Genomic DNA, 24,314 nt, shown 5'->3' with positions numbered 1-24,314 from the left:
ACCCCGGTACGGGCGGTACGGGCGGCGCGGGCGGTGCGGGCGGTGCGGCCGCAGACGACCGACCCTACTGTGAGGCGGCGTCCGCGGACTCCTCCGCCGTCGACGGCTGAGCCGTCCCGCCGCTCGCGCGGCGCAGATTCCGGACGAGCGCGACGGCGAGGATGCCGGCACCGACCCCGCGCGCCGCGACATCGTTCGTCACCGAGTAGAGGGAGACGTCGACGCCGACCAGCCCGAACGCGGCGCTCGCCGGCAGCAGCACCATTCCGGGGACCGACAGCAGCACGGCCGCGGCGACCAGCGAGACGCGCGACCCGGACCGCACGTCGGTCCGGAAGTAGCCGATGATCGCGACGCCGAGCGCGTACACCCCAGCGAACATCGCGACGATCGGGACGACCACTTCGGGGAGGAAGTAGCCGAGGTCGGCGACGTCGGCGCCGGTGATGATCGACCCCTGGCCCTCCCGCGTCCGAAGGAGCAGGATTCCCGGCGAGAACACGAACGCGAAGGGGACGAGGATCTTGTTCAGGGACAGCAGGAACGCCTGTTTCCCCGTGTCGAACGGGTCGGACTTCGCGATCCCGGCCGCGGCGTACGCGGCGACCATCACCGGCGGGGTCACGTCAGCCATCAGCCCGAGGTAGAGGACGAACAGGTGGACCGCTAAGATCGCGATCCCGAACTCGGGGAGAACCGGCCCGAGCAGCACGACGATGATGATGTACATCACCGTCGTCGGCATCCCCATCCCGACGATCACGGCCGCGAGCCCGGCGAGGATCAACAGGAGGACGAGCGACCCGCCGCTCACGCTGATGATGAGCGCGCGGAGGCTCCCGCCCAGTCCGGTGATCCCGATGACCCCGGGGATGATCCCGGCCGCGGCGACCGCGACGACGACGATTGTCGCGGTCTTGGCGCCCGACTCCATCGCCTTCAGCACGAAGGTGCCGAACTGTCCCGCCCGGGACGACGCGACGTCGGACCCGCCCCGCTCGTCGAACCAATTCGCGGCGCCGACCACGTCGTCGTCGAGGTCGAGCAGGGGCGCGTCTCCGCGCGGGTCGGCGAGGAGGAAGGCGAGGCTGATCGCCGTGATGACCGTCGGCAGAGAGGACAGGGCCTCGCTCAGCGCCGCCGTCAGGCCGAACTCGGCGGCCTCGGCGCCGTACGCCAACTCGATCGGCGTCACGCCGAGCGTGGCCAGCGAGGCGGCGAACAGCGCGTAGCCGGCGGCGATCGCCCCGACGAGGTACCGGCCAGTCCGCTCGTTATACGCAGCGACCATCGCGATAAGCGCGACCGTCGCGACGATCGTGAGCCACCCGGCGCGGCCGACCGAGAGCCGGGCGATGACGAGGTAGTAGAGGAGGAGCCCGAGCGGGACGAGGTAGAACCAGCCGCGGCGCATGTGTGGCCCCAGATCGAGCAGCTCAGACCGAGAGAGCCCGCCGATCTCGCGTTTCGCGGCCTCGAAGTGGACCATCACCCACATCCCGAAGAAGAAGGCGATGGCCGGCAGCGTCGCGGCGATGACCACGTCGCGGAAGGGGGTCCCGGTGTACTCGACGATGAGGAACGCGGCCGCGCCCATCACCGGCGGGAGGATCTGGCCGCCGGAGGAGACGGAGGACTCGACGGCGCCCGAGAACTCCGGCGAGTAGCCCGAGCGTTTCATCAGCGGGATCGTCAGCGCGCCGGTCGTCACCGTGTTCGCGACGGAGGAGCCGGAGAGCATCCCCATGAACCCGGAGGCGACGACGCTGGCCTTCGCCGGGCCACCCTTTCGAGTGCCCGTGATCGAGTACGCGAGGTCGATGAACCACTTGCCCGCGCCGGACATCTCGAGGAACGCGCCGAACAGGATGAAGATGTAGATGAACCGCACGGAGACGCCGACAGGCACGCCGAGGATCCCCTCCACCGTGTACCAGAGGTTCTGGACGATCTGGCCCCAGCGGAGTTCCGAGGTCGCGAACGTCCGCGCGACGGGGAGGTCCCGCGGCAGCAGGTAGCCGTACTTGGCGTACAAAAGGAAGAGGCTCACGAGCAGCGTGAGCAGCAGGCCGAGCGCCCGCCGGGTCGCCTCCAACACGAGGAGGATCGCGAGCACGCCCATCAGGTACGCGAGGCTGTACTCGGCGAGGAACCCGACCTCCGCGAACGAGAGCCACGGGACGACCTCCCCGAGAGACCCGGCGCCGCCGAGTCCCCGCACGCGGATGATGTCCGTGATCTCGTCGTACTGCGTGAGGTAGTAGGCGGTCGGGAACGTCGACAGCAGGACTAATCCGAGGTCCGAGGGCGTGATCCGCGTTGACCCCTCGTCAACGAACAGCCACCAGACGCCCCGGCGGACCCCCTCGACCGCGCGCGTCGCCGAAGAGTCGCCGAGGCGGTCCCGCGCGAGCGACGGGAGGGCGGCGAGGCGACCCGTGATCGCACCGGCTCCGTTCGATCCCGGAAAGAGCAGGAACGCCATCACGAGCGCGAAGTTGACGTGGATCGCGCGCACTTGGAGCGAGGAGAGCGCGCCGAGCCTGACCGTCGTGAGGCCCGGCACGGTGAACTCGAAGACGAATCCCCGAGCGCCGAGCCACAGCTGGTACGCCGAGAAGACGATCCCGACGAGCGCCACGGCGACCAGTCCGACCCCCGTCAGCGAGCGCCTGTTGTCGATCTCCTCGAATACCTGATCGGCCACTTCGGTCCCTTCGTCGTCCGATTCGACCCCGTCCGATGTGTTCGTGCTCACAGTTGTGTCACCCTCGTGTCACCGTCTCGCGACCGGTCTCCCCGGCGGCGATTACAGCGCCGGGATCGCCCGCCGTTCGACCGTCAGCTCGACCGCGCCGCCGTCGGTCATCCCCGCGATGTCGTACCGCTCGTCGCCGACGACCAGATCGTGGTCGGCGACGGTCCCCGTTTTGAGGTGTAGCGTCGAGTACGATTCTGACGGCGGTTCAAAGACGTATCGACCGTCGCGTTCGGTCACGTCCGCCTGCGACGGGAGCCCCGCCCCGAAGGAGCTGAACTCCATCCGAGTCATCACTAGCTCCCCGTCTCTCGGGACGTACACGTCGCGGACGGTCGTCTTCTCCACGCTGTGCGTGTACTCGATGACGACCTCCGTCTCCTCGGAGACCGGCGCCGTCACTAGTTCGGTACCGCTGTCGTCGGTCACGACCAGCGTCGGGCCGCCAGCGACGGCGTCGACCGCACCGAGGGCGTACCCAGCCCCGGTCGCGGTCGCGAGGGTCGCCGCGAGGGCGACCGCGAAGAGGGCGGTTCCGCGCCGACTCGACGGCAGTCGCGACCCGGATGTCACGCTACTCGAAGTAGCGGGCCGCGCCCTCGTGGAGCTCGATCGACATCCCGTCCTGCGCGGAGTCGGCGCTGATGAAGTCCGTCTTGATCGAGAGCTGGTCGAGGTTCTCGAAGATGGCCTCGGTGACGGCCTCCACCGTGTCCGCCGAGAACTCCGACCGCGTCGCGATCATCGCCTGTACCGAGACGGTGTCGACGTCCTCGTCGATGCCCTCGTAGGTGCCGGCGGGGATGGTGTCGTCGGCGAACCACGAGGCGTCGTCGCGGGCGGCCTGCCGCTCCTCGTCAGACATGTTGAGGATCTGGACGTCCGTGGTCGTCGCGAGCTCTTCGACCGCGCCCACGGGCCAGCCGCCGACGACGAAGGCCGCGTCGACGTCGCCGTCGCGGAGCTGGTTCGCCGCCTGCGTGAAGTCGGTGTTCTGCTCTTCGAAGTCGTCGGTCGTGAGGCCGGCCGCCGACTCGAGGATCTGGAGCGCGTTCACCTGCGTCCCGCTGCCGAGGTCGCCGGTGTTGACGCGCATGCCCTCGAGATCGGACAGCGAGCCCACGTCCGCCTCGGGGTTGAGGAGCACGTGGATCGTCTCCGGGTACAGCGTCGCGACGCCGCGGAGGTTCTCCACCGCGGCGCCCTCGAACGCGTCGAGGCCCTCCCCGTTGCGGGCGAAGTAGGCGACGTCGTTCTGGATCAGCGCGAAGTCGGCGTCGCCGTTGCCGAGGCTGCCGACGTTCTCGACCGACGCACCCGTCGAGGAGACCTCGACCGGGAAGTCGGTCGTGTCCTCGATGATCCCCTCGAACTCACCGGAGAGCGGGAAGTACGTCCCGCCGGTGCCGCCGGCGTGCCAGCGGATGACGTCTGCGCCGCCGCCGTCGCCGCCGTCGTCTCCATCGCCGCCGTCATCTCCGTCGCCGCCGCCCGAACAGCCAGCTAGTCCGACGACACCTGCCGCGGCCGCCCCGCGGAGGAGCGTCCGACGGTCAACACGTTCTCCGATTGGGTTGTCTGACATACGACACTCGTACATCACGGGTGTTGATAACCGTTTCCCATGATAGCGAGCGTCGGGGGTGCGGCATCCCGGTCTCATCCGTCGATTTCTCGGTCGACCGACGCGGCTCGCGCGCCGCCGAATGAAAAGGCCTTTTACGTCGACGCTGATACGACTGAGTGAGGGCCGGTAGCTCAGTTAGGGAGAGCGACGGACTCTTAATCCGTCGGTCGCGTGTTCAAATCGCGCCCGGCCCGTGTTTTAACCGACGAGCGACGGCGGCGCCGAGACTCCCGCGTCGAGGTGGGAATAGCGAACGCCTAACTATCGGCCGCCTCCCCGTCTCCGATCCATGGACGCTGTCAACCCCGCGACTGACGAGCAACTCGACTCCTACGAGGAACACACGGAAGGGGAGGTCGACGACGCCCTCGACCGGGCGAGCGACGCCTTCGAGGAGTGGCGCGAGCGACCGATGCGCGACCGGGAGCGGCTGCTCTCGGCCGCGGCCGACACCCTTCGGGAGAACAAGCGCGAGTACGCCGAGACGATCACCCGCGAGATGGGGAAACCGATCGACCAGGCAGTCGCGGAGGTCGAAAAGTGCGCGCAGGGCTGTGATCACTACGCCGAGCACGCGAGCACCTATCTGAGTGCCGACCATCATCCCAGCCCGCCGGGGACGACCGCGAAGACGGTCTACGAGCCGCTGGGACCGGTGCTGGCGGTGATGCCCTGGAACTTCCCGTTCTGGCAGGTGTTCCGGTTCGCCGCGCCCTCCCTCGCGGCTGGTAACGTCGGCCTGCTCAAACACGCCTCGAACGTGCCGGGCTGCGCGCTCGCCATCGAGTCGGTGTTCCGCGACGCCGGCTTCCCCGAGGGCGCGTTTCAGTCGCTACTGATCTCCTCCGACCGCGTCGACGACATCCTCGCCGACGACCGTGTCCGGGCGGCGACGGTAACCGGGAGCGGGCCGGCCGGCAGCGCGGTCGCGGCGACCGCGGGCGAACACCTCAAGAAGACCGTCCTCGAACTCGGCGGGAGCGACCCGTTCGTCGTCCTCGACGACGCCGACGTCGCCGACGCGGCCGAGACCGGGGCCTGGGCGCGCAACAAGAACGGCGGCCAGTCCTGTATCGCGGCCAAGCGGTTCGTCGTCCACACCGATGTCTACGACGAGTTCCGCCGCCGCTTCACGGACGAGGTCGAGTCGTTCGCCGTGGGCGACCCGATGGCCGACGACACCGACCTCGGGTCGCAGGCGAAGCCGGACCTACTGTCGGACCTCCACGACCAGGTGACGGCGAGCGTCGAGGCGGGTGCGACGCTCGTCACCGGCGGCGAGCCGCTCGACCGCGAGGGGGCGTTCTACCCGCCGACGATCCTGACGGACGTGCCCGAGGGGTGTCCGGTCGACAGCGAGGAGACGTTCGGGCCCGTCGCGGCGGTGTACGAGGTCGCCGACGAGGCGAGCGCGGTCGAACTCGCGAACGACACCGAGTTCGGGCTGGGCGCGAGCGTCTGGACCGCGGACCGCGACCGCGGCGAGCGCGTCGCCCGCCGGATCGACGCGGGCTGCGTGTACGTCAACCAGCTCGTCAAGTCCGACCCGCGGGTCCCCTTCGGCGGCGTGGGCGACTCGGGGTACGGCCGCGAGCTCGCCGGCGACGGCATCCGCGAGTTCGTCAACCGCAAGACGGTGTGGGTGGAGTGATGAAGGTCTCCGACCTGCTCGTCGCCTGCCTCGAACGCGAGGGCGTCGAGCGCGTTTACGGCCTGCCCGGCGAAGAGATGGAGGACCTGCTGTTCTCGCTGCGCGACTCCTCGGTCGAGTTCATCCCCGTCCGCCACGAGCAGGGCGCGGCGTTCATGGCCGACGTCCACGGACGGCTGACGGGGGACGCCGGCGTCTGTCTCGCCACGCTCGGCCCCGGCGCGACGAACCTCCTGACCGGGGTCGCCGACGCCCACCTCGACAAGAGCCCGCTGGTGGCGATCACCGCGCAGGGCGGGCTCGAACGGCTCCACCAGGAGAGCCACCAGGCGATCGACGTCCTCCGGACGTTCGGCGCCGTGACGAAGTGGAACACGCAGCTCGACAGCCCGGACATCGTCCACGAGTCGGTCAGGAAGGCGTTCAAGCTCGCGCAGTACGAGAAGCCCGGCGCCACGCACCTCGAACTCCCCGAGGACGTGGCCGCGGCGGAGACCAAAACGCGGCCGATGGACCCCGGCGACCGGGTGCCGTTCGCCGCGCCCGACCCCGACGCGCTCGACCGGGTGAAAGCGATGTTCCGAGACGCCGACCGGCCGATACTCGTCGCCGGCAACGGCGCCGTTCGCACGCACGCCGCGACGCGGCTCCGGGAGTTCGTCGACGCCGCCGACGTCCCCGTCGTCTCCACGTACATGGGGAAGGGCGCGGTCTCCGACGCCGACCACCGCTCGCTGATGACGCTCGACTCGGGCGCGAACGACGAGCCGACCCGCGCCATCGCGGCGGCGGACCTCGTCGTCACCGTCGGCTACGACATCGCCGAACACGACCCTGCGGCCTGGCGCGATGAGGGGACCGCGCTCGTCCACGTCGACAGCGAGCCCGCGGAGGTGTACGAGGCGTACGACCCCGACGTCGAGGTCGTCGCGGACATCGAGCGGACGCTCGGGTCGCTCCTCGACTGGTACCGCGACGAGGGACCGTCGTACGACGCCGACTGGTACCGGGAGTACCGCGAGCGGATCGCCGCGGACGTCGACCGAGACCCGCCCGACGGCCCGCCGTTCACCGTCCGGTCGGTGCTGCCGGCCTTACGCAAGGCGATGGCGCCCGAAGACGTCCTCGTCTCGGACGTCGGCAGCCACAAGATGGCGATCGCGGCGAACTTCCCGACCTACGAGCCCAACACGTGTATCGTCTCGAACGGCTTCGCCTCGATGGGGATCGCGGTCCCGGGCGCGGTCGCGGCCGACCTCGCGGTCGACGCGAACGTCGTCGCGGCGACGGGCGACGGCGGCTTCCTGATGAACGCCGCCGAGATCGAGACGGCGACGCGCATGGACTGCTCGTTCACGATCCTGCTCTTCAACGACGACGACTACGGGCTCATCTCGGAGAAACAGACCGCCCACACCGGCGAGTCGTTCGGGACCGAGTTGACGAACCCCGACTTCGTCGCGTTCGCCGACAGCTTCGGGATCGAGAGCTACCGTCCGACCTCGCTCTCGGAGCTCCGTTCGGCCCTCGAAACCGCCACGGAGGACGAGCTGTCGCTCGTCGTCGTCCCCGTCGAGTGAGCGGGACGCATCAGTGCCCGGCCGCGTTCGCGGTTCTCGGAATCTGACTCCGGTCGGTCGATACAGCTTCGAGCGCTCACTGTAGAGATAGCGACGATCGATAGCGGAAGTCAGAGAATCAGATCTGCGGCGGTGGTACGGTGTATAAAAGGTGTGAGCGACAGCAGTAGTCGTTTATAAAGGGAAGTACGCTGGCGCGTGCCTGCGAGCGGCCGCCATCGGCGGCCGCGAGTCAGCACGCGCGAGGGAGTCGGCCGGTCGGAGCGAAGCGGAGACCGGCCGACGAGGCTGGGGAGGCGTGAGGCGCTGTGCTGTGCGGAGCGGGGTGGGACTCAAAGGGGCAGCCGCGGGGGCGGCGCAGGCGATGTAAGCACCGCAACGAGGGAGCGAACGAAGTGAGCGACCGAGTGAGGAGCACAGCGAGCGTGCGCCGCCCCCGCGGCTGGGGCTTTAGAGATGTCCGCCGTCGATCCACCGTCTACCATTTATAAACGAGCGGCTGGGGCTTTAGAGATGTCCGCCGTCGATCCACCGTCTACCATTTATAAACGAGCGGCTGGGGCTTTGGAGGTGTCCGCCATCGACCCACCATCTACGATCTATAAGCGAGCGGCTGGGGCTTTGGAAATGTTCGCCGTCGATCCACCGTCTATCATTTATAAGCGAGCGGCTGGGGCGTTGGCGTTGTTCAGCACAGTGGTATCAATCGCTTATAAACAGTCGCGAGAAGTACCGCCCGTTCACTCAGTGGGGTATCTGTATCTCTCTATTTTTCTCAGACACCACAAGAGATTAGATCAGAGCAAATCGCCGTAACGCATACGCAACCGCAGATGATATCATCCCGATTGGGACGCCATACAACATTGCGGTCCCCACGCCGGTTAACAGTCCATAGTCGGGTTGGGGGTGAGCAAGAGCGGTGGCACTGTACAGTGTATAGCCGCTCACGATGATCGCGGCGACGGCGATACTCATGAGTAGTCCGTCGTTTCGATACGTGTGTATCCCCGCCAAAATAGTCGCTACTACAGTGGCTCCAAGCGGACTGATAGATAAACTCGATGAGTTTCCGATCTCCGAATTTCCAGCAAGATAGAGCTGACCGAAGCACAAGGCCATGAGAACGACCGCGTACCCGAGATACCGGAGCGATCGTTTCAACGACTCCCCGAGAAGAAACGATACGACCCGCGAATCCATACATGGCGATGGTTCACCGGTTGTATAAGCTTTTTATTGACCGCAGGAAATCGGAGATATCGATAGTAGGTGTATGTGGTTCTGTTGACCTCCTTCGGAGGTGGAATTATTCACACCCTTGATCGCTCAGTAGAGGGAACTCACGTACCGATGTCGAACGCCGACCTCTCCACGGCGTGTCAGTAGCAGCGTGCGAGATACAGTGGCTACAGTCATCACTAGCCATGAGAAATCGTCGAGATCAACATCGGGATTTGTAGTATACTACGACGCTTGCCGGACGCCGTGACACACCTCGAAGGATAGGTACATTGCCACTCTTGCGTTCAAAACCGAGTTAACACTCTCAAGCGGAGGCCTCCTATCGCATCCGAAGTATTGACATCCCCAATGCGGTAACTAGTGACACAATTCTCGGCGCTTGCCACCCCTACCCGCTGCGGCAAGGCAAGTAAGTGTAGACCGCCAGTTCACTCCTTGTCGACGTTTGGGTCCGAGACGTCGAACCCGTCCCCGTAGCACGGCCGACACGAGTGTTCGACGCCGTCGACGGCCGGACACTCACAGTCGTCGCGCCGGCCGTCGTCGCCGGCTTCGATAATGCTACGGTCCGCCGCAACGACCTAGGGGCCGCGCGAGATCGCAACACGAGGGACGTGACGAGTACACTTGTGACCCGCTCCGACGACGTGAGCGTCCTGCCCGTCACGCCGCTCGGAGGATGGGCTCGGCGTACTCGACGAGCAAGTCGGCGGCCGTCTTGAGCACAATGAGCACGACGAGCGCGAACAACGGGGACCCCAACGTCGCGGCCCCGAAGCCGCCGATGAGGACCGCGTAGTGGAGCACGAGGAGCCGTGGAAACACCGCGAACACCTGGGCGACCGGAGCGGTACGCTCCCAGGCCCCACCGGCGAGGAACCCCATGCCAAACGAGAGACTGTGGCTCAGGGCCATCGCGCCAACGGCGGGCAGGAGCGTCGGCAACACGGCCAGTGGCTCCCAGCCAAGCGGCTCGAAGGCGAACCTGGGGAGCAAGAAGAGCACCGCGCCGTGCACCACCCAGAGCGGCCCGTATTGAAAGCAGAACAGCGCCACGGCCCCGAACCGGACGTTGCTTGTCCCGGCACCCGGCCCGGTGTATCTGTCGAACCCGAACAGCGCGCCCAGGCCGGTATCGTTCGGGTCACCCATGGCCAGCAACACCCGCACCACGGTGAACACGCCGACAACGGCCGCCTCAAGCCAGTACAGTAGCAGGAGGTCGAGCGCCTGCCATCCGAATACGAGCACACCGACGATGGGAACGAGGTTGGCGATGACCAGTCCCGTCAGCGCGGCGAGAGACGAGATGCGCACGAGAAGGACAGTCTATCGGCGGATATAAGATCATCGGGAATTCGGGGCGGGGCCGGAGCGGTCGCTTCTGCGCCCGGCAGCACGATCAACATGAGATCTCGCCATCCCACCAGTCGCGACCGACGGGTTGGTGTGGGGCATATGCACGTACATTTTGCACGGCAATCAGAACATCCCTCTGAGCTGGTAGAACTGTCAACGACTAGTTCGCAAGCGAGATCGTGCGGTTGATTCAGCCGCGCAACCCCGGAAGTATCGACCGTAGATCGGTCAGTACAGAGATCGGGTGAGCTAGCGGGAGTACGTGTATCGGTACAGTTGGTCGGTCGTTTATAAGTCAGAGCACGGTGTTGCTGTCGGTCATTTATACGCGACCGGCGCTGCTGGGATGCCGATCTCCAAAGCCCCAGTCGCTCGCTTATAAATGGCTGACTGTGGATCGACGGCGAACACCTCCAAAGCCCCAGCCGCGAAGCCGCCACACACTCGCTGCGCTCCTCACTCGTTCGCTCCGCTCACTCATTGCGGTGCTTGCGTCGTCTGCGGCGGCTTCGCGACTGCCCCTTTGAGTCCCGCCCCGCACGGCACCGCAACCGCAGCCTCACACCTCCCCAGCCTCGCGGTTCACTCGGGCTCCCTCCGGTCGCCCGTCGCTCACCGCGTCCCTCGCGGGCTGGCTCGCGGCCGCCGGTGGCGGCCGCTCGCAGGCGCGCCACCGCATAGGCCTTTATAAGTGATCGCTGTGGTCGCTCACGACTATTTAAATACCGTTTCGTCGCCACCGATCTGCGATACCCACTCCCGAAATCGCTCAAGAGGCACCTCCACTGAACTGCTTTTCGCATGGAATTCCTCCCGAAGAACGGATATCGACGGAAGCGGCGTCGAGGCCGTCACCGGGGCTCCACCGTCTTGACGGCATTCGGACGGCGGCGCCCCATCAGGACGACGTTCGTCGCAGCGCCGATCAGGATCACCAGGGCGCCGAAGTAGAGGAACGTGATGAGGAGGATGACGCCGCCGATGACGCCGTAGAGGTCCCCCGCCGACGAGTAGCGGACGTAGATGCCGAACCCGGCGTTGAGCAGCGCCCAGCCGACGGCGGCGACGACGGCGCCGGGGAGGACCATCTTCACGGAGAGGTCCGCGTCGGGGAACACGTAGTAGATGGGGACGAACACGACGGAGAGCCCGACCACCAGCAGCGCCTCTCGCACCAGCCTCGGGAACGGGAGGTCCGGGAGGTACCGCAGGCTCAGCCCCGCGACGACCACCGCCAACAGCGCGCCTGCGAGGGTCACCAAGACGACGACGCCGTCCGTGAACTGATTCCGGAGGTCGTTCTTCGCGTGGGTGTCGTATATCGCCGAGAAGGCGGTGTCGAGCGCGCGAAAGACGCGGAGTACGCCCCACAGCAGCACGAGGAGGCCGAGGACCGACAGCCCGGTCTGAGTACCGGCCTGCCCGATGCTGTCGGCCAGCAGGGTCTGGCCCGCCGGCGAGAGGTAGCTCTCGGTGAGCCGCTGGACGCGGTCCGCGAGCGCCTCGCCGCCGATCACGGAGGCTGCGATCACCAGCAGCAGCACGAGCGGCAGCAGCGAGACGAACGCTGAGTACGCGATGCTCCCGGCCATGAACGGGACGTTCTTGCGTCTGCTCTCGCTGACGATCCCCCGGACGACCCGGACGGCGGTCTCAGCCGACCGCCTGTATCGGAAACTCACGTTCCCCCTCCCCACGGGTCGGTCACGCGGCGGGCCCCGTCCGTCTCACAATCGCTCGGTCAGGTGCCCGGTCGGCCGGGCGCCGGTGTCGGAAGCGACCGGGGATCACGGTCGAGTTCTCACCTCGACCGTCGACTCCGAGAGCAGCTGTTCGACGAGGTGGGAGTGGCCTCGGCGGAGGCGCTCGGAGACGGCTTGATGCGACACGCCGAAGTCCGCGGCCAGTTCCTCCAGCGTGGTCCCCCGCGGGACGTCGTAGTAGTCCGTCTGAAACGCCTGGGCGATGGTGTCGTACTGCGTCGTCGACAGCCCCGTCGTCTCTCCCTCTCGGCAGGAGAGGCTACCGACGCGGGCGAGCGACGGCTCGAGGCCGTCGTCGCGCCACGACTGGAACGTCTCGGAGGCGGACGCGCGGTCGGAGAACAGGATCCGAAACGTCCACCGGTCGGCCGTGCCCTGGACGTCGAGCATCGAGCCGTCGGCCTCGGCGAACTCGTCGATGAGCCGCGCCGCGTCGGCCGTCCAGTCGATCGAGTACAGGTGGCGACCGTCCTCCCGGGACAGCCGGTTCACGCGCTCCGTGGACGGGTCGTTCACGAGCGCGGCCGTCAGTCGCTCCGGCCGTCTGGTCGACGCCCAGAGGAAGGGCATGGCACACGCCGAACTGTTGACGGCGAACCGGACGGCCTCCAGTTCGACGTCCGGGACCCGCGCGAGGGTCTCCTCGAGGACGAACTGATCGGTCGGAATTGTGGCGTCGACGACGGTTTCCATGTGCGCCCGATGTCCGCGACGGGATTTTAGTATGAACAGCGTAGTCGGGCGACGGTCGTTCGCCCCGGACGGCCGCGTAGATCGGCTTCCGCGACCCCGCGATCGACGACCGGATACGCTCGCCTTATTGATCGTAGCGCACCGTTATATCGGTCAGATAGCCCGGGAGGAGAGCGCACGCCGCCGCGGGTCGTCGCCGGGTCGACGGCGGCCGTGAGACGCTGCTTACCGCGAGCCGAAGCTCCGATTCGGCCGAGTTCCAACTTCCGGCGTCCCGGCTCTGTCGGTCCGGCGACGACGGCCTCAGGCCGGGAACATCGAGTAGCGCGTCTCCTCGTCGGTGAGGTCCTGAACGTCGGCCTGTAGCCGACCGGCCTGTCGTAACCGCCGCGTTCGCGCCGCAGACTCGCCGAGCCGTGGCGGGCCGCGGAGCCTCGACGAGAGGGGGTCGTACGCCGCGGTGTCGAAGCCCAGCTCCCGGAGGTACGACTCGACCGTCGGGGAGTCGAGCCCGGACTCGATCGCCCGCCGACTCACGTCGCGGAGGGCCTCGAACTCGGGAAGCTTGAGACGGTCGTTCTCCAGCCTCGGGGCCCCGAACTCGACGGGGGCGGTCGCCGCGCGCGAGACGAGGCGTTCGACGTCGCTCGCGAGCCGCACGACCTGGCTGGGGAGCGTCGCGTCCGGCGCCCGCCACTCGACCGTCGGCTGGCACTCTCGGAGCCGAACCGGGTTCAACACCGTGTTCTCCGGCGCGAACAGCGCTTCGATCGTCTCACCGGAGACCCCGCGGTCGGCGGCCAGCCGCTTGAACCGCTCGTACTTCTCGTCGACCCGGTCCCGCCACTCGGAGAGACTGTCCGCGTACTCCCACAGGTCCGTGAAACAGCGGAACTCGTCTCCGCAGTCCGTCCGATACGCGAGCGCGCGCGCCGAGTTCGCCCGGCGTTCGCCCGCGTAGTAAGGCGAGGAGCTCGTCAGCGCCAGCGCCGGGTCGAGCGCGGTCAGGAGGTTGAGCTGGTCGACGGCGTCCTCCCGCTCGAAGTGGATGTGCGTTCCGGCGCAGTTCTTCGCGCTGCGGACGCCGTCACCGTACACCGTCTCGAACACCCGTCCGCGCTCGCAGTTCGCCGGGGGGTCCGCCTCGGTCAGCGGCGTCCCCAGCGGCACGAGGCGTTTGCTGGCGCGCTCCGCGGCCAGGATGGCCGTCTGGAGGACGGACTGAAGGTCGCGACGGAGGTCGCGTTCGCTCGTGTGCGGCTCCGTCTTCACCTCGATGAGCGGGTTGATGAACTCGGGTTCGATCCGCGGATGCGCCTCGATCACCTCCGTCCCGTCACACAGCCGTCCCCTCTCGTTGACGACCCACAGTTCCAGTTCGACGCCGGTGGTGAGCGTGTACATGAGTTAGGTCGGTGTCGCTCGTGGCCTCTCGATGCGCCGCCTCTCGGGGGCGGACTCCGAGCCGTCCGTCGCGGTCGACGCTCCGAAGGCCACCGCGGGACCGCGGCGGCGTTCGGCTCCCGCGGCACCGGGCGCGTCGTCGGACGCCGCCCTCGCCGCCGCGAGCGGCGGCCGGTCGCCCGCCGCTTCGACTCGGATCCGGACTTCCCCCGGTGTATCGGACATGATTTGTCTCCGATGAGAGATACCGACGAGAGCCGTGTGAACTCTCCGCCTAAGATCGTAGAATGCCGTCTTCCGTCGCGGCGACGATACCCGCTCAGTCCCCGTTTTCGGACGGCACGAACGGGCCGACGGAGACGGTCTGTCGCGCGACGGTCGCCGCCCGGAGAATGTACGCGACGAACAGCGCCAGCGGGGCGACGATGGCCCCGATCCCGGCGCTCACGACGACGGGGAGCGTCGCCGCCGGGAGCGTCGTGGAACCCGTCCGGTAGACGAGCGTCACCGCGATCACGGCCACCAGGGCCGTCATCCCCGAGTAGATGAGCTGCCGCGACAGCGTCGCGAGGTCCCGCTGGATGGCGATCGTCTTGTAGAACTGGCGACTTATCGCGACCGACTCGAGGAGCTCCTCGATGGCCTCAAACTCCGCCGACACGCCCTCCGGGGCCGACGCCGCGTACTCGTTCCGCAGGTGGCGGACGGCGGTCATGTTCCGCGCGTACTCGGTCCCGAGGATCGCGCCGAGAACCGTGGTCATCCCGTCGTTGGCGTCGAGGTTCTCGTCCAGGCTCTCGCCGTACGCGGCGAGGTCGCGAAGCGCGTTCGCGAGCTCTTCGGGCGGGTCCCAGTCGGCGCCGTCGGCGGTCGCCGCCAGCCCGCGAGCGCGGTCGGTCAGCGTCGTCGCGATCAGCGAGAGGAACGCCGCCGGATCGTTGGGGCTCGACGGGACCCCGGCGATCGATTCGACGGTCTCCCGCAGCTCCCGCGACCCGTCGAGCCGCTTCGCTAGCACGTCGACCGACCCGAACACCCGCGACAGGACGAGCTGATTGATCGAGAGCGCGATGGTGAGCAGCGTGACGACCCCCGAGGTGAGGCCGCTTCCAAAGAGGCTCGCGACGGAGCTCTCCGGCCCGACAGCGAGCGCGCCGGCCGCCACGAGCGCCCACACGACGCCGGCGACCCCGACGGCGAGACAGCCCGCGACGGCTCGCCGGTCGCCGCCGAGAACGACCCAGTCGGCCGCGCGTTCGAGGGCCGTCCCGGCGTCGGTGACGGAACGCGCCACGTCCGGTTCGCGGCTCATGCGTCCCGTCCGGTCGGTGAACTCGGGAACGCCCGCGCGGGCGCCTCCGGCGGGGCGAGGCGGGACCGAACGCGGTCCGCTCCGGTGAATCCGCGCGCGCTCTCGGGCGTGCGGTGGAACAGGTCAGTCCTCTTCGACCGCGGTGATCGCCTCTCGCGGCGCGTCGCAGTTCGGACACGACCCCGGCAGCCCGTCCTCTAGCTCGTCCATCTCTCCGCACTCGCCGCACCGCCACATCAGGTACCCCTCGCCGAACTCCTGGCCCGGGACCTCCTCGACTTCGCTCTCGTCGTCGGCGATGATCTCCGCCTCGAACCCGGCGTCGGTGACGCCGCTCACCCGTCCCACGACCTCGCTGTTTCTGTCGTACAGCAGCTCTCCCGGTTCGACCGACACGCTCTGGACGTGCGTCTGGTTGTCCATACCGTGTCCGTCGTCCCCTCGCGTAATCAACGCGAGCCCAACACACGTGGAATCCCGCGGCCGCGGAGCGTCGGGCCCGCCCCCGCCGTCGTGCCGCCCACCGCACCGTGGGGCCCGTGATCGGTACGCGAACCAGAGCGGTCGCAGCCGCTCTGGCGGCCTCACTCGGGGACGCATATACGCCCGGCACAGGCAAGCAGAATCCTTAGCGCCGAGACCGCCCTCGATGGGCTCGTAATGCGAGACCACGTGGCGCTGACCGAGGAGGAAGAAGGGAAGAACGTACTGAACGCCGCCGGCGACACGGTCGGCCGCGTCACGGCCGTAGAAGACGAGAAAGCGCACGTCGACCCCGCACCGGGGCTGAGCGACGCGACCCGGTCCAAACTGGGCTGGGGCGACGACGACGGCAGAGACTACGTCCTCGACTCCTCCAGCGTCGAGTCCGTCTCCGACGACGCGGTTCACCTAGGCAGGTGACGTCGCCCCGGACCGTCGCCGGTCCCTCGCAGCCCCGTACTTCTCGAAACGAGAGGCCGACGCCGCGGCGCGCGAACGCGACCGACTCGGAACCCATCACCGCTTCCACCAATCATGAACGTCCGTCTCGCAGCGTCTGACGACCGAGAACAGATCAGTGCGATCGCAGGCGACTCGCTGCGATCGTCGTACTCACTGAGTCCGGCACAGATAGAGACGATCCTCGAATCGGAGTTCGACGACGCGTCGCTGGCCGCCATGCTCGACGACGCGGACACCCTCGTGTTCGTCGCCGACGAAATGGTCGACGGCGACCGGACCGTCCGCGGGTTCGTCACCGTCGAGGTCGGCGCGAAGGCGACGGTCCGGTGGCTCCACGTCGACCCGACCGCACGGGGCGGGGGCGCCGCCACGGCGCTGGTCGAGCGCGTCCGCGAGCGGTTCGGCGAGAAGCCGCTCGCGGCGTGTATCCTGGACGCCGCCGTCGAGGGCGGCGAGTTCCTCGAAGGGTTCGGGCTCAAGCGGTCCCATCACGACCGCATCCCGATCGGCGGCGAGGAGTTCGACGTCGCCGTGTTCACCGAGGGCCAGTCGACGGAGACGTCGACGGAACCGAGCGTCGCCGTGCCAGACACCGTCTCCGTCGACGGTGCCGACCGGTTCGTCGACGGCGGCGACGGCGTTCCCGGCAGGGAGGCCCCGTTCTTCCCCGTCTACTCCGCGGTCGACGAGACGGACCCGTACGGCTACTTCTGCTCGCAGTGCGGCAGCACGGACGTCTCCATCGACGGGCAAGACAGGCTGGAGTGCGGGAACTGCGGCAACACGCACCTCGCCGACGAGTGGGACGATGCGTACCTCTGACGCGGGCCGATGAGCGACGGCGACGGGGGCGCCCGCTCCGACTCGGCCCCGGCGGGCCGACGCGGCAATGACGCCGCGGCGCGGATCGACGTCGGTGTCCTCGTCGCGCACTCGCCGGACGCCGACGCCGATCTGCTGGCGTCGTTCGCCGATCGCACGGCCCGCGACGCCGTCGACGAACTGGCCGCGGCGACGGACGCGGACTGGCGGATCCACTGCGCCGAACCGGACCCGCTCGCCGACGGCGCCCCGCGACGCCCGTCCGAGTTCCTCGACGAGGCCGCGCTCCACATGGTGAAACGCCCCTACGATCTCGTCGTCGTCGCGACCGACGTCCCGCTGACCTCGCGCGAGGAGCGAGTGGTCGAGGGGCTCGCGTCCCCGCTCGCCCGCGTCGCCGTCGTTTCGACCCGACGACTGACTCGGCGCCCCGGCCGGGAGGCGGTCCGGACGCTCGACTCGCCCGCGGTTCGCTGGAACGCAGCGACCCTCCTCGTCCACCTCTTCGGCCACGTGTTCGGCGGGAGCCACGACGACGGCGGCGTGATGGCCCCGTTCTCGTTCGACCCTTCGAGGCGGAGCGTTCCGTCGTTCGACGCGGACGTCGCGAGCCACCTCGACGCGATCGCGGCCCGCATCCCTGAGGCGGACGCCTCGCGCGGGCGGCTCAGACGCCTCGCGTTCCACGCGCTGAGCCTCGCGCGGAACCCGCGGATCGTGTTCTCGACGCTCCTCCAGAGCCGCGCGCCGCTGCTCCCGTTCTCGCTCCCGCGCCTCTCGACGGCCGCGGTGACGCCGACGCTAATCCTGGTGTTCAGCGCCGAGGCGTGGGATGTCGGGCTCAACCTCACCAACCGGACCGCCGCCCTGTTCGCCGCGGGGAGCGTCGTCGCCGCCGCCGTCCACATCCTGTACGTCCAGCGGCTCTCCTTCCCCCGCGAGCACAGTCAAGTGATCACCGAACACATGGCGCTCGTGAACGTGACGGTGTTCCTCATCCTCGTCGCGGCGATGGCGGGCCTCTTCGCCCTCGTCGGGTCGATCATGCTCCTGATCGAACTCGCCGTCTTCCCGCCGAACCTGATGACGAACTGGCCGAGCCTCGAGGACCCGACGGTCGGGATGGTCGACCTCGTTCGCGTGGGTGCGTTCATCAGCACGCTCGGCGTGCTCTCCGGGGCGCTCGCGGGGGGCATCGAGAACCGGATGGCGCTCCGACACCTGGCGCTCTTCCGCGACCGCCCGTAAGGCGGCCGCGAGGACGCGTGAGACCGCACGGCGCTCCGGGGGATCAATACACGTTGGCGACATCCTGTTGACGGTAGTCGGCGAACTACGAGCGTGATAACAGGATTCGTCGGTTCGGCAGTCGCGTTCGTCGTCGCCCTCCTGATCGGGGGGCTCGCGATCTACGTGAGCGCCCGGGTGATCGCGGACACCGACGACTACGGCCACGCGGTCGTCACCGCCCTGCTCGGCGCCGTCGCGTGGGCCCTGACGGCGTGGCTCCCGCTTTTCGGCCCGATCCTCGCGCTGATCGTGTGGGTCGCCGTCATCAACTGGCGGTATCCGGGCGGCTGGGGGCAGGCCGCGCTCATCGGAATCGTCGCCTGGGTCGCCGCGCTCGTCATCCTCTTCGTCCTGAACGGGTTCCTCGGGCTCGGAATCGGCGCCTTCGGGGTGCCGGGGGCCTGACCGTATGATTTCCCTCCAGCTCCTCGGGACCGCGTGGACGGTCTGGAACCTGGCGCGCAGGCGGGTCGGCCCGGTCGGCGCCCTGCTCGTCACTGCCGTCGTCATCGGCGGGCTGGTCTACCTCAGACCTCGGTTGGGCGAGCGGTTCCCCGCGCTCGCGGGTGCGGTTATGCACGTGGAACGCGGCGAGGACGCGGAACGCGGTGAGGTCGCTCCTTCCGGATAGAGCGGCCGCGAGCTGATCGACTCGTCTCGCGGCGTCGCCTCGGCGGTGACCATCGAGCGGTCGCGCGGTCTCAACTCGGTCGCCGAAGCTGACTAGCGGGGGGCGTCCGGGTCGGACGGCTCCCACGGCGAGGCGGGGACGCCGTCGTCCTCGCCGCCCTCGAACACCGCCTCGAACAGCGTGCGTTCGGCCCCCCGGAAGTGCTCGCTGAAGGTGGCCTGCGTGACGCCGAGCAGGTCGGCCACCTCCTCGCCGGTGCTCTTTCGCGGCCAGTCGAAGTAGCCGGCGTGATACGCCGCCTTGAGTACGGCGCGCTGCTTCTCCGTGAGCTGGTTTTCGAAGGCCAGGTGGAAGTCGGTGATCGCCGGGTCGTCGCGGGCGACCGTCCACTGGGCGCGGAGCGTGGCGTCCGCGCAGTGGTCGTGAACGATGTCGACGATCTGGTGTTTGTCCCGCTCCGACGGCACCTCGACGACGAACCGGAACTCGCCGTCGGCGACGGTGAGCGCCGTCACGAGGGCGCCGTGTTTCGCGAGGGCGGGGACCAGCTTCTCCCCCCACCCCGTGGTGAGTTCCACCTCGTAGCCGTCCGCCTCGGGAGAGAGGATCCGGAGCCCGTCGACTAGCTGCGACCGCTCCGCGATCCCGCGGAGCTCCTGCTTCTCTATCCCTTCGACGGTGCCGTACGCGAGGACGCCCGAGTCGGCCCCGATGAGACGAGCGACGTCGAGGCGCCACCCCGCGGTGGAGGCGGCGACGAGCGCGTCGGCCTCGCGCTCCAGACTGAACGTCAACTGGAACACCGTGTCGCTCGTGAGCGCGTCCCTGCGTTCGACGGCGGCGATCGCGTGCCCGATGATCTCCCCAAGCCGCGAGAGGCTCTCCCGGTCGGTGCTGACGAAGGCGTCCGGCGACTCGTCGTAGATCGCGACCACGCCGTAGCAGATGTTCCCGTATGCGACGGGGATGGCGGCCGCGGCGCGGTAGCCGGCCGCCCGGATCTCCTCGTGACAGCGGTCGAACTCGGGCGGGGTCTCGCCGTCCTGAACGACCTGTACCGTCCGGGTACGGACCGCCTCGACCTCGGGTCGCTCGCCGTCCGCGTCGCCGGCCGACGGGCCAGAGACGACGTCGAACTCGGCGTCGGCCGGCGCGAACTCGCGGCTGGAGAGCTGTTCGGTCGCGCGGTTCACCTCGCCGACCCAGGCGACGTCGTAGGCGTCCGGTTCGACGAGTCGCTCGCAGACGGCCCGTTCGAGGCCCTCTCGGGTCGGTTCCGTGATGAGCGCGTGGACGATGTCCTGACTGATCCCGTACAGCCGATTGAGCGCCTCCAGCTGCTCGCGGTGCTGGACTCGTTCGCGCTCCTGGCGGGCCTGCTCGACCGCGTACCGGATCGAGCTGATCAGGAGGTCGCCCGTCAGGTCGCCCTTGACGAGGTAGTCGCGGGCCCCCTCCTGGATCGCCTGGATCCCGAGGTCGCGGTCGTCCCGGTCCGTGAGCACGACGACGGGCGTGAAATCGGCCGCCTCGAGGACCCCGACGAGCGCGTCGAAACCGTCGCTGTCGGGAAGTCCCAGGTCGAACAGTATCACGTCGACATCGCCGTCTGACAGCCGCCGCAGCCCCGCTTCGAGGGTCGATTCGCGGTGAAGCACGGACCGATCGGGAACCGACCCGTCGAGCTCGATCCGGTTGAGTTGCGTCCCAGATTCGAGCAGCTCGGCGACGCGTCGAGCGTCCGCGGGGCCGGACCCGAGGAGAAGAACGTCGAGGGCCTCGTCAGTCATGTCCCTCTCCCGCCGACGGGGGTCGAACGACTGCCGTGTCGGCGGTGACTGCGGGGATATTCCGCTCGCTGCCGCTCCGCGGTGGGCTCATACACTCGCTCTCAGGGACGGTTGCCGTTTAGACACACGCCGCTTAACGGGCCTGTAATCGCGTCTTACCCCGCGAAATCGGAACTACCGGAAGATGCCCCCGGCTGCGACACCCCCGAACTCCGGGTCTGTGGACCGATTCCCTCCCGGTCGCGGTCGTCTCACTCGGACGCGGAGTCGTCGCCGAGACGGATCCGCCCCGAGAGCTCGCGTTCGGCGGGCTGGTTGACGGTGATACCCTCGGCCTCGAACCGGTCTTTGACCCCGCGAGCGTACGCCGACCTGACCGCGAAGACGTCGCGTCGAGTCGGGTCGGTGATCCAGTAGTGGACCCGGACCGACACCTCGTCGGCGCCGAGGTCGTCGACGTACGCGGCCGGGGACGGCTCCGCGAGGACCCCCTCCGTCTCGCCGGCGACGTCCGTGAGCTGCTCCAGCACCTCGTCGAGGTCGGCCTCGTACCCGACTCCGAGCTCCTGGACGATCCGATGGTTCCCCCGCCCGTAGGGGCGGGTGATCTCGCCGGCGGTCAGGATCGTGTTCGGGATCGTCACGAGCTCGCCGGCGGCGGTCTCGACGCGGGTGATCCGGAGGGCGATCGACTGGACGACGCCCGCACCGCCGTCCCACTCGATGTGGTCGCCGACGTTGAACTCCGGGTCTAAGACCAGCGCGACGCCGCTGACGAGCGAGCCGATCACCTCGCGCGCGGCGATCCCGACCGCCAGCGCGACCGCGCTGATGACGAGCGCGGAGTCGCCGAGGAACCCTCCGTAGCCGGCGACCGCCACTCCGACCAGCGTGCCCGCCAGCGCCACGAGGAGGCGGAAGTACAGGACGACGGCCGCCTGAAGCGTCGGGTTGTTGCGGTTCCGACGCCGGACTGCCCGCTTGAGGACCGGCTGGACGAGGAGCCACCCGATCAGGACGACCGTGAGGAAGCCGGCGAGGAACCAGCCGAGCTGAACGAGGAGCGGCCAGAACACGGCCAGTTCGTCCGGGCCGGGGTCGGGCTCGGTGGGCAGTTGGAGCGCCGCCGTCGTGAAGGACGTCGCTGCGAACGGCGCCGTCATCATCCGCTCGTCGGTCGACCGTCCGGTCTCTTTGAGCCCCTCCGGCGCGCGGTGACCGATCGAACCCGCCCGATGCGGCCCCCGTCCTCGGCCGAACCCATCGGCCGGCCACCCGCCGGGGGCGTCGTCCGGCCCTCGAGATCCATACGCTGGCGAGACGCTCACGCGGATTAAGTAATCGCGACCTATCGGCGCGCGCCGGTCGGTTCCGACGGGCGGGTCGCGGACAGCAGAGCCCCCGCGGTCCGGATCATTGTAGTGTATTGGCCGCAGGGTTTTGCCGCTCTTTCCCGGTGTTGCTGCCATGGAACCGAACGCGCGGCGGAACACCGGCGGGTCTCGACGGGTCGAGCGGCCATGAACCTGGGACGCGCCGTTCGCCGGTGGCGAGACTGGTTTCCCATTCCGTCCGCGGACGGCGAGTTCGGTATCATCCGGTGGGTGCTACTGGAGGCCAACCGGCTGGCCGTCACCGGGGCGCTGCTCACGTTCGTCTTCGTCTCCTTCGTGCTCTTGGGGACCGTCTGGACGTTCGAGATGCAGAACCTGCTGACGGAGACGTCGGCGGTCCAGACGATACTCGACACGCTCCTGAGCGGGATGATCCTCCTCGTGTCGATCGTCGTGTCGATAAACTCGATCGTCCTCTCGCACGACATGAGCTCCGTCTCCAACCAATCGGACCGCGTCGAGGGAGCGTCGGACTTCCGCGAGAAGCTGAGCAAGCTGTCTCGGCCCGAGGAGAACCCGTCCGACCCGGCGTCGTTCCTGAAGGTCATGTCGCGGGAGATCCGGGAGCGCGCCGAACGACTCGACGACGACGGGCTCGACTCGGAGGGGTCTGAGGACATTCGGACCTACGCGTCGACCGTCGCGGAGATGGCCGACAAACTCGGCGCCGTCGAGAACACGGGCGGGGCCGAGTTCGCCGTCCTCTGGAAGGGGATGGAGTTCAGATACGGCGCGCAGATGGAACGGTCCGGGACGCTCAGGTCCGCTCACAAGGGCGAGGCGGCCGACAACCTCGAGGACCAGCTCAACCACCTCACCGACGCGCTGGAGCTGTTCGCCGTCGGCAAGGAGTACTTCAAAACGCTGTACTACACCAAGGAGGTGTCGAAGCTCTCGCAGACGTTGCTGGTGACCTCCCTCCCGGCGATCCTGATCAACGCGTCGACGATCCTCGCCATAAACGCCGGGCTCCTCCCCGACTTCTGGGTGCTCGGTCTCCCGCCGCTCCAGACGTTCGTCGCCGCGGCGTTCACGATCTCGCTCGCGCCGTACCTGGTGTTCACCGCCTACATGCTCCGGCTCTCCGCGGTCGCCAGACTCACGGCGTCGGCCGGGATCTTCTCGCTTAACTGATCGGCGGCGACCACGGCCCCTCCCGAGGTCGTCCCGGTCTCGGCGCGCTGCCGCCGCGCTGGAGGCTCCGCCGGAAACCGAGACGTAGATAGGCCGAGTATACTTATACGGCCCTCAGCTCAACGGTCCGGCGCCATGTCATCAGAACGCGTCGTCGAGCTGCTGCGGCGGAGCTACGAGGACGAGATCGAGACCGTGATGAACTACCAGACGAACGCGATCATCCTCGAGGGCGTTCGGGCCGAGGAGATCAAAGAGAGCCTCCACGAGGACATCCAGGCGGAGCTCGCCCACTCGAACGAACTGGGCCAACGCCTCAAGCAGCTGGGCGCGCGACCCCCGTCCTCGACCGATTTCACGGCCCGACAGGAGTCGCTTCAGCCGCCCGAGGACTCGACGGACGTCCTCGCGGTGATCGAGGGCGTCCTCGACGCTGAGGAGGCCGCCATTTCGACGTATCACGACCTGATAGACGCCGCCGAGGAGGCGGACGACCCGGTGACCGAGGACCTCGCGGTCGGCATCCTCGCCGACGAAGAGGCCCACCGAAGCGAATTCAAGGGGTTCCAGAAGGAGTACCGGAACGACTGACTGCGGAGGATCGGCCGCCGTGGGGTGACCGGTCGCGTTCGGGCTCGGTCGACGGGTCGCACCGGGTGACCGCCTCACGTGGCCCGTCGGGTGACGAAGACGAGGACGCCGACGACGATGAGCGCGACCCCCCAGTAGACGGACGGAAACGGGAGAAACGCGAGCAGCAGCGTTACGACGCCGGACGTGATGAGCGACCACCCTATCGTCGTTCGAATCGCCATGCCCCCTCTTCGGCGCCGACCGAGGTAGTTAGTCGCACGGTATGGCCCGCTTCCGCTCCGGTCGGTACTTTCGCCTGAAAAACGCCCGGCGATCAGGGGTC

22 protein-coding genes and 1 tRNA gene are annotated in these 24,314 nt (G+C 68.2%); 10 read left to right on the top strand and 13 right to left on the bottom strand.

Features of this window, described 5'->3' with window-relative positions; all coding sequences use genetic code 11:
• Positions 1 to 64: 64 nt before the first annotated feature.
• From F3H13_RS04965 to F3H13_RS04955, 3 genes are read right to left on the bottom strand one after another with little or no spacing between them, the layout of a single operon-like run.
• On the bottom strand, positions 65 to 2,758 hold the full coding sequence (locus F3H13_RS04965) for a TRAP transporter permease (RefSeq protein ID WP_149797946.1): 2,694 nt from the start codon (positions 2,756 to 2,758) through the stop codon (positions 65 to 67).
• Positions 2,759 to 2,809: 51 nt separating this feature from the next.
• Positions 2,810 to 3,331, bottom strand: coding sequence for a DUF1850 domain-containing protein (locus tag F3H13_RS04960; protein WP_149797945.1), 522 nt, complete (start codon positions 3,329 to 3,331; stop codon positions 2,810 to 2,812).
• A gap of 1 nt (position 3,332) precedes the next feature.
• Positions 3,333 to 4,343 carry a TAXI family TRAP transporter solute-binding subunit gene (locus F3H13_RS04955; protein ID WP_149797944.1) on the bottom strand — a complete coding sequence of 337 codons (1,011 nt, stop codon included), beginning with the start codon at positions 4,341 to 4,343 and terminating at the stop codon, positions 3,333 to 3,335.
• A 162-nt stretch (positions 4,344 to 4,505) separates the two neighbouring features.
• Between F3H13_RS04955 and F3H13_RS04950 the strand changes: the two genes are divergently transcribed.
• From F3H13_RS04950 to F3H13_RS04940, 3 genes are all read left to right on the top strand, one after another.
• Positions 4,506 to 4,579: transfer RNA gene (locus tag F3H13_RS04950), tRNA-Lys, on the top strand.
• Positions 4,580 to 4,674: 95 nt separating this feature from the next.
• The gene (locus F3H13_RS04945; protein WP_149797943.1) at positions 4,675 to 6,036 is read left to right on the top strand and encodes an NAD-dependent succinate-semialdehyde dehydrogenase; all 1,362 of its coding nucleotides are present in this window, start codon (positions 4,675 to 4,677) and stop codon (positions 6,034 to 6,036) included.
• On the top strand, positions 6,036 to 7,616 hold the full coding sequence (locus tag F3H13_RS04940; protein WP_149797942.1) for an acetolactate synthase large subunit: 1,581 nt from the start codon (positions 6,036 to 6,038) through the stop codon (positions 7,614 to 7,616). Before F3H13_RS04945 ends, F3H13_RS04940 begins: the two co-directional genes overlap by 1 nt.
• Before the next feature lie 792 nt (positions 7,617 to 8,408).
• On the opposite strand, the gene F3H13_RS16125 is transcribed toward F3H13_RS04940, so the two are convergent.
• The 7 genes from F3H13_RS16125 to F3H13_RS04905 all read right to left on the bottom strand — a co-directional run bounded on the left by F3H13_RS16125 (position 8,409) and on the right by F3H13_RS04905 (position 15,815).
• Positions 8,409 to 8,819 (bottom strand): hypothetical protein, encoded by a 411-nt coding sequence (locus tag F3H13_RS16125; RefSeq protein ID WP_188128004.1) that lies wholly within the window; start codon positions 8,817 to 8,819, stop codon positions 8,409 to 8,411.
• A gap of 705 nt (positions 8,820 to 9,524) precedes the next feature.
• Positions 9,525 to 10,178, bottom strand: a complete 654-nt coding sequence (locus F3H13_RS04930) for a DUF6498-containing protein (RefSeq protein WP_149797941.1) — start codon at positions 10,176 to 10,178, stop codon at positions 9,525 to 9,527.
• 893 nt (positions 10,179 to 11,071) lie between these two features.
• Positions 11,072 to 11,902 carry a YihY/virulence factor BrkB family protein gene (locus F3H13_RS04925; RefSeq protein ID WP_149797940.1) on the bottom strand — a complete coding sequence of 277 codons (831 nt, stop codon included), beginning with the start codon at positions 11,900 to 11,902 and terminating at the stop codon, positions 11,072 to 11,074.
• 105 nt (positions 11,903 to 12,007) lie between these two features.
• Complete coding sequence (locus tag F3H13_RS04920) at positions 12,008 to 12,676, bottom strand: helix-turn-helix domain-containing protein (RefSeq protein ID WP_149797939.1); 669 nt, start codon at positions 12,674 to 12,676, stop codon at positions 12,008 to 12,010.
• A 303-nt stretch (positions 12,677 to 12,979) separates the two neighbouring features.
• Positions 12,980 to 14,080: a glutamate-cysteine ligase family protein gene (locus tag F3H13_RS04915; RefSeq protein WP_149797938.1), complete on the bottom strand. Its 1,101-nt coding sequence runs from the start codon at positions 14,078 to 14,080 to the stop codon at positions 12,980 to 12,982.
• A gap of 319 nt (positions 14,081 to 14,399) precedes the next feature.
• Complete coding sequence (locus tag F3H13_RS04910) at positions 14,400 to 15,392, bottom strand: hypothetical protein (RefSeq protein WP_149797937.1); 993 nt, start codon at positions 15,390 to 15,392, stop codon at positions 14,400 to 14,402.
• 123 nt (positions 15,393 to 15,515) lie between these two features.
• Positions 15,516 to 15,815, bottom strand: a complete 300-nt coding sequence (locus F3H13_RS04905; RefSeq protein ID WP_149797936.1) for a DUF7130 family rubredoxin-like protein — start codon at positions 15,813 to 15,815, stop codon at positions 15,516 to 15,518.
• 237 nt (positions 15,816 to 16,052) lie between these two features.
• On the opposite strand from F3H13_RS04905, the gene F3H13_RS04900 reads away from it, so the two are divergent.
• From F3H13_RS04900 to F3H13_RS04880, 5 genes are all read left to right on the top strand, one after another.
• Positions 16,053 to 16,295 carry a PRC-barrel domain containing protein gene (locus F3H13_RS04900; RefSeq protein ID WP_149797935.1) on the top strand — a complete coding sequence of 81 codons (243 nt, stop codon included), beginning with the start codon at positions 16,053 to 16,055 and terminating at the stop codon, positions 16,293 to 16,295.
• Positions 16,296 to 16,409: 114 nt separating this feature from the next.
• Complete coding sequence (locus F3H13_RS04895; protein WP_149797934.1) at positions 16,410 to 17,159, top strand: DUF5816 domain-containing protein; 750 nt, start codon at positions 16,410 to 16,412, stop codon at positions 17,157 to 17,159.
• 9 nt (positions 17,160 to 17,168) lie between these two features.
• A complete protein-coding gene (locus F3H13_RS04890; protein WP_223174377.1) occupies positions 17,169 to 18,407 on the top strand; it encodes a hypothetical protein in 1,239 nt (412 codons plus the stop codon).
• A gap of 96 nt (positions 18,408 to 18,503) precedes the next feature.
• A complete protein-coding gene (locus tag F3H13_RS04885) occupies positions 18,504 to 18,854 on the top strand; it encodes a hypothetical protein (RefSeq protein WP_149798115.1) in 351 nt (116 codons plus the stop codon).
• A 4-nt stretch (positions 18,855 to 18,858) separates the two neighbouring features.
• Positions 18,859 to 19,080 (top strand): hypothetical protein, encoded by a 222-nt coding sequence (locus F3H13_RS04880; RefSeq protein ID WP_149797933.1) that lies wholly within the window; start codon positions 18,859 to 18,861, stop codon positions 19,078 to 19,080.
• Positions 19,081 to 19,172: 92 nt separating this feature from the next.
• Here F3H13_RS04880 and F3H13_RS04875 read toward each other — a convergent pair whose 3' ends face one another.
• Together F3H13_RS04875 and F3H13_RS04870 are read right to left on the bottom strand one after the other, a co-directional pair.
• Positions 19,173 to 20,870 (bottom strand): bacterio-opsin activator domain-containing protein, encoded by a 1,698-nt coding sequence (locus F3H13_RS04875; protein ID WP_149797932.1) that lies wholly within the window; start codon positions 20,868 to 20,870, stop codon positions 19,173 to 19,175.
• Between the two features lie 251 nt (positions 20,871 to 21,121).
• A complete protein-coding gene (locus tag F3H13_RS04870; RefSeq protein WP_149797931.1) occupies positions 21,122 to 22,033 on the bottom strand; it encodes a mechanosensitive ion channel family protein in 912 nt (303 codons plus the stop codon).
• Between the two features lie 357 nt (positions 22,034 to 22,390).
• Here F3H13_RS04870 and F3H13_RS04865 point away from each other — a divergent pair, with 357 nt between their 5' ends.
• Both F3H13_RS04865 and F3H13_RS04860 read left to right on the top strand, forming a co-directional pair.
• Positions 22,391 to 23,398: a hypothetical protein gene (locus F3H13_RS04865; protein ID WP_223174375.1), complete on the top strand. Its 1,008-nt coding sequence runs from the start codon at positions 22,391 to 22,393 to the stop codon at positions 23,396 to 23,398.
• 135 nt (positions 23,399 to 23,533) lie between these two features.
• Entirely contained in the window at positions 23,534 to 23,989 is a 456-nt protein-coding gene (locus tag F3H13_RS04860) for a ferritin-like domain-containing protein (RefSeq protein ID WP_149797930.1), read from the top strand.
• A gap of 74 nt (positions 23,990 to 24,063) precedes the next feature.
• On the opposite strand, the gene F3H13_RS16120 is transcribed toward F3H13_RS04860, so the two are convergent.
• Positions 24,064 to 24,213: a hypothetical protein gene (locus F3H13_RS16120; protein WP_188128003.1), complete on the bottom strand. Its 150-nt coding sequence runs from the start codon at positions 24,211 to 24,213 to the stop codon at positions 24,064 to 24,066.
• Positions 24,214 to 24,314 lie beyond the last annotated feature (101 nt).

It is taken from the genome of Halorubrum xinjiangense (assembly GCF_900102375.1).
In the GTDB taxonomy this organism is placed as follows: Archaea; Halobacteriota; Halobacteria; order Halobacteriales; family Haloferacaceae; genus Halorubrum; species Halorubrum xinjiangense.
The sequence above is the reverse complement of the archived record's forward strand: the minus strand, read 5'-3'. Positions and strand labels throughout refer to the sequence as shown.

Coding starts and splice junctions, on each gene's coding strand:
- F3H13_RS04955 (WP_149797944.1), bottom strand. CDS start 4,343: ATGTCAGACAACCCAATCGGAGAACGTGTTGACCGTCGGACGCTCCTC.
- F3H13_RS04945 (WP_149797943.1), top strand. CDS start 4,675: ATGGACGCTGTCAACCCCGCGACTGACGAGCAACTCGACTCCTACGAG.
- F3H13_RS04940 (WP_149797942.1), top strand. CDS start 6,036: ATGAAGGTCTCCGACCTGCTCGTCGCCTGCCTCGAACGCGAGGGCGTC.
- F3H13_RS16125 (WP_188128004.1), bottom strand. CDS start 8,819: ATGGATTCGCGGGTCGTATCGTTTCTTCTCGGGGAGTCGTTGAAACGA.
- F3H13_RS04920 (WP_149797939.1), bottom strand. CDS start 12,676: ATGGAAACCGTCGTCGACGCCACAATTCCGACCGATCAGTTCGTCCTC.
- F3H13_RS04915 (WP_149797938.1), bottom strand. CDS start 14,080: ATGTACACGCTCACCACCGGCGTCGAACTGGAACTGTGGGTCGTCAAC.
- F3H13_RS04910 (WP_149797937.1), bottom strand. CDS start 15,392: ATGAGCCGCGAACCGGACGTGGCGCGTTCCGTCACCGACGCCGGGACG.
- F3H13_RS04905 (WP_149797936.1), bottom strand. CDS start 15,815: ATGGACAACCAGACGCACGTCCAGAGCGTGTCGGTCGAACCGGGAGAG.
- F3H13_RS04900 (WP_149797935.1), top strand. CDS start 16,053: ATGCGAGACCACGTGGCGCTGACCGAGGAGGAAGAAGGGAAGAACGTA.
- F3H13_RS04895 (WP_149797934.1), top strand. CDS start 16,410: ATGAACGTCCGTCTCGCAGCGTCTGACGACCGAGAACAGATCAGTGCG.
- F3H13_RS04890 (WP_223174377.1), top strand. CDS start 17,169: ATGAGCGACGGCGACGGGGGCGCCCGCTCCGACTCGGCCCCGGCGGGC.
- F3H13_RS04880 (WP_149797933.1), top strand. CDS start 18,859: ATGATTTCCCTCCAGCTCCTCGGGACCGCGTGGACGGTCTGGAACCTG.
- F3H13_RS04875 (WP_149797932.1), bottom strand. CDS start 20,870: ATGACTGACGAGGCCCTCGACGTTCTTCTCCTCGGGTCCGGCCCCGCG.
- F3H13_RS04870 (WP_149797931.1), bottom strand. CDS start 22,033: ATGACGGCGCCGTTCGCAGCGACGTCCTTCACGACGGCGGCGCTCCAA.
- F3H13_RS04865 (WP_223174375.1), top strand. CDS start 22,391: ATGAACCTGGGACGCGCCGTTCGCCGGTGGCGAGACTGGTTTCCCATT.
- F3H13_RS04860 (WP_149797930.1), top strand. CDS start 23,534: ATGTCATCAGAACGCGTCGTCGAGCTGCTGCGGCGGAGCTACGAGGAC.
- F3H13_RS16120 (WP_188128003.1), bottom strand. CDS start 24,213: ATGGCGATTCGAACGACGATAGGGTGGTCGCTCATCACGTCCGGCGTC.